The organism is Pseudomonadota bacterium (genome assembly GCA_034660915.1).
Lineage (GTDB): Bacteria > Desulfobacterota > Anaeroferrophillalia > Anaeroferrophillales > Anaeroferrophillaceae > DQWO01.
In genome coordinates this window covers 1-2,037 of record JAYEKE010000189.1, presented here as the reverse complement: position 1 = coordinate 2,037, position 2,037 = coordinate 1, and the positions used below count along the sequence as shown (strand labels likewise).

Annotated in this window: 2 protein-coding genes; both read left to right on the top strand. The window is 50.1% G+C overall.

All coding sequences use genetic code 11. From position 1 onward, the window contains the following. Positions 1–431: acyl-CoA dehydrogenase family protein (locus U9P07_10915; protein MEA2109917.1), on the top strand; the 431-nt coding region annotated here is incomplete at its 5' end. Between the two features lie 24 nt (positions 432–455). Then, the gene (locus U9P07_10910) at positions 456–2,018 is read left to right on the top strand and encodes a long-chain-fatty-acid--CoA ligase (GenBank protein ID MEA2109916.1); all 1,563 of its coding nucleotides are present in this window, start codon (positions 456–458) and stop codon (positions 2,016–2,018) included. Positions 2,019–2,037: the final 19 nt, after the last annotated feature.

Below are 2,037 nucleotides of genomic sequence, written 5' to 3'. Positions count from 1 at the left end.
CCAGGGTGTTCATTACTGCCGGGGCTTTGGGAATGGCTCAAGGCTGTCTTGACGCGAGCCTGAAATATGTGCAGGAGAGAACTCAGTTCGGCAAAGCGATTGGTGGCTTTCAGCTGGTTCAGGAGGTGATTGCCCGCCTGGCGGCCGAGATTGAGCCGCTGCGCTGGCAGCTCTACTATGCTGCTGACCTTAAAGACCAGGGTAAATCCCATGGCAAGGAACTTTCGAGCGCTAAATGGCTGGCTACCGAGCTTGCCGTTAAGGCCACAGCCGAAGCGATTCGTCTGCATGGGGCCTATGGTTGTACGGATGAGTATGATCTTGAACACCATTATCGGGATGCGGTTTTGAGTACCATTCTGGGTGGCACCACTGAAATGCATAAACTGATGATCGGCAGGGAACTGATCGGCATCAACGCCATCAATTGAGTTTAAACGGTAAGGAGGAGCCAGGTGAAAAGTTTTTGTACACTGCGTAATATGTTACGGCGTAACCTTGAATTTAATCCTGAAAAAGTGGCGCTTATTGAGGGGGAAAGGAGCTATACTTTTGCCCAGATGGTTGAACGCTGTAACCGGATGGCCAATGCTCTGCTTGATTTCGGCTTGAAGAAAGGTGAGCGGGTTGCGATTTTAAGTAAAAACAGTATCGAAAACGCCGAGTCTTATTTCAGTATTCCGGGTGCCGGTCTGGTCCTGGTGATGCTCAATTTTCGTCTGGCGCCCAAAGAGATGTTAGATATTCTGATTGATGCCGAGCCTACCGTAGTTTTAATCAATGAAGAGTATTTAGGTCATTTTGAAAAAATCAGACAGGATCTGCCCTTTGTCAGGGAAGTTATCTTTATTGGCGACCCGGCCAAGACCCCCGCCGGCTGGCATCATTATGAAGCACTCATGGCTCAAGCCTCCCTATCTTGTCCTGATGTTCTATTATCTGAGGATGATTTGGCGGCCCTTCTCTATACCAGCGGGACTACCGGAGCACCCAAGGGTTGTATGGCGATTCATCGCAACTTCTACCATGTCGGCCGCAGCCTGACCCTGGAACTGAAGATGGATGAAGAGGATGTCGGCATTATTGCGTCACCCCTTTTTCACGCCACCGGTGAAGTGACGTTGATGAACCATATCTACAGTGGTACGACCTCGGTTATCATGCCGTCGTGGGATGTTGCTCTCTTTCTCGAACTGGTCGAAAAATACAAAATTACTACCGGCATGCTGGCGACCCCGATGATGCTTTTTTTAACTGAATTTCTGGAAGCGGAAAAATATGATTTCAGCAGTTTGAAGAAGATCTATTTTGCCGGTGCCCCGGTGACCCCGGTAGTTTTTCAAAAAGCGATCGGGATCTACGGTAATGTCTTTATTCATTTGTTCGGTACCAGCGAAACGGTCGGGCAGACAACCATTTTGAAGCTGAGTGATGTGGCCCGGGCTCTGGAATCGGGCGAAACTGAAATCCTGGCTTCCTGCGGCCGTTCATTTGCCGATATGGAGAGTATCGTTGTCGATGAGAATGACAACCCCATAGCTCCCGGTGTAGTAGGTGAACTGAAAGTCCGCGGTCTTGGCAATACGATCGGCTATTGGCGTAAAGAGGCCGAGACCAAGGCTGTTTTCCGTGATGGTTGGTATTATCCCCTTGACCTCTGCAAGATTGATGATGAGGGTTTTATCTATATCGTTGATCGCAAGAAGGATATGATCATTACCGGTGGTGAAAATGTCTATCCGGCCGAGGTAGAAAATGTTCTCTATCGCCATCCCGCAATCGGTCAGGCGGCGGTCATTGCCTTGCCGGATGAAAAATGGGGAGAGGCGGTAACCGCGGTAGTGCAGCTGAAGGCAGGGGATGAGGTCGGCGAGGAGGAGTTGAGGCAGTTCTGTAAAGGAGAAATTGCTTCCTACAAGGTGCCGCGCCAGGTTCTTTTTATCTCCGAGATGCCGCGCAGCGCCAGTGGCAAGATATTGAAATACCGGCTGCGGGAGCAGTACCAGAAGAGCCGGTAGTTCTTGACGATACAGGTTG